The organism is Hymenobacter rubripertinctus, assembly GCF_003583925.1.
Classification (GTDB): domain Bacteria; phylum Bacteroidota; class Bacteroidia; order Cytophagales; family Hymenobacteraceae; genus Hymenobacter; species Hymenobacter rubripertinctus.
The window spans coordinates 1-1942 of the sequence record NZ_QYCN01000092.1 but is presented as its reverse complement, the minus strand read 5'-3'; the positions used below and the strand labels follow the sequence as shown (position 1 = coordinate 1942).

At 41.8% G+C, this 1942-nt stretch carries 2 protein-coding genes; both read right to left on the bottom strand.

The window, feature by feature from the left end:
- Positions 1-107: 107 nt before the first annotated feature.
- The gene (locus D0T11_RS22825; protein WP_119657873.1) at positions 108-506 is read right to left on the bottom strand and encodes a transposase-like zinc-binding domain-containing protein; all 399 of its coding nucleotides are present in this window, start codon (positions 504-506) and stop codon (positions 108-110) included.
- Positions 507-1267: 761 nt separating this feature from the next.
- The gene (locus D0T11_RS22335; protein ID WP_147374798.1) at positions 1268-1744 is read right to left on the bottom strand and encodes a hypothetical protein; all 477 of its coding nucleotides are present in this window, start codon (positions 1742-1744) and stop codon (positions 1268-1270) included.
- Between the last annotated feature and the right edge of the window lie 198 nt (positions 1745-1942).

The following is a 1942-nucleotide window of genomic DNA, read 5'->3' as shown; positions in this document are numbered from 1 at the left end:
AAAGCCGCGCGTGTTCTTGGCCGTCACGCCGACGCAGCCGGCTTGACCAGGTAAAAGGGGGGACAATTCCGCCCACATCGAATCGGTTAATAATGTGCGGTCTGCATTCATGGAAAATACAACGCTCTTAATTGAGAACAGTTCCTAGTCCCCGTGGCCGGCGGGGCTTGGGGCGCAACTGGGGCGTGGCTTGCGCTTTTTTTTGCCAGTTTGACAATCGTCGGCCGGGCCACCCCGGTCAGGCGCACGATGGCTCGTTGCGAGACGCGTTCGACCAGTAATTTCTCTACCTGCGCGTATTGGGCCGCCTTGCGGGCGGCGGCCGTCTCAAATAGGGCTTGGTGGCGGCAGGCTTTGCACTTGTATTCGGGCTGGCCGTGGCGGCTGCCGTTCTTGCGCAAGTCGGCACTGCCGCACTTGCCACACGTTAACGTGGTCTGGAGCATCGGGCTAACATACGAATCACACTCCATTATACCACCGCCGAAATAAATAGTGAGCAGCAAAAAAAATAGGCAAATGGTGATCTTTATAACTTGTTTTTTGATGATTAAATCGATATTGAAATTTTATGCGGTTATAATATTTGAAAGTATGTTTGAGGTATTACTTATTCCGGCAATGAGGAGGGTAATTGATAGTAATCTATATTAACAAGCACAATATTGTAAGAGGGTGAATGAGCAGATGCATATTCTTTTACCCTTTCTAAGGTGCCTTTTGAAAATTTTTCAGTCCATGAAGTAAAATAAACCACATAGGTATATTCATAAAGAGGAAAATTATAAATAGTTGATTTGCCAGTGGTTATACTGTGAGTATTGTTAATAATTTTTTGAATATTTAATTCTGAGCTACTTGGATACTTACTACGTGGTGGGAATTCTTTAAGTGTATATGATTTTAACCCAGCTTCGCAAGATGCCCATTGGGTGACTAATTTCCCCCCTTTTATCGAAACAAATAAACTGAATTGGTTTGAATCCAGGTCCCCATCCAGGCTTATGTTCAGCTCTAAGTACGCTGTCCATTTTTACTTCCTTTATTCTGTATATGGAGTATGATGGATATATGTCTTCCGTGTATTTCTTAATCTCAATATCGTTTTTAGCTGTCGGCTCTTTTACCCCGAATGCTGAGCTTACAAGTGTCTGACAAGAACTCGAAATACAAGCTAAAATCGCTAGAAATAAGTATTTGTTCATCTCTTTCAAAAAAAATAAAAGGAGGAGTTCTTTTGTGGAGAACTCCTCCTTTTGACTAAAGATTATTCGAACGTGTAGGCATCAGCCCAAATTTCACCGTATTTGTTCTTCTTAAAGCTGGCTTTATAGTTTCCAGCTTTTATCACTGCATTCTTTTTGTTTTTCCATCCTTCCAAAAGTATATCTCTATCGATGGGTACTGTTCCATCTGGAAGTGCTGCTTGTCTGTCAAATATTATGTGCATCTTCTTCCCTTCCATGCGCGTTCTCACTATGCCCATGTCATCTTGTTCACCCACTGTTTCGTTCGATTTTAGCGCATCTGAAGAGCTGGAAGTTAACTTGGAAATCGGAATTCCAATACAAATACCCAATGGGTAATTGCAACCTACGCCATGCTTAAAACGTACTGCAGACTGCTCAAATTCAGCTTCATCATCTAACAATGATGTCTCAGTTTTTGCTTGAGGATCATTATTAAGTACGGCTTCCTTCTCACAAGAAAAGATAGCAAAAGATGTGCCAAATAAAAAAAACAAACTTTTTCATTATAAAAAGGGAAAGGATTATAATTGCCTACTCTATTCAATCCGCTTTTCGGCTCGGGCGGGCTAGCAATAGAAATTACGTCCCATTTATATACTTTSCAAATAAARTATGGATAAAAAGTAGCGGCTGCTCCCGATTCCTCGAAAGCAGCCGCTAAACCCATATTATCAGTTTGTTATTCTACTTCG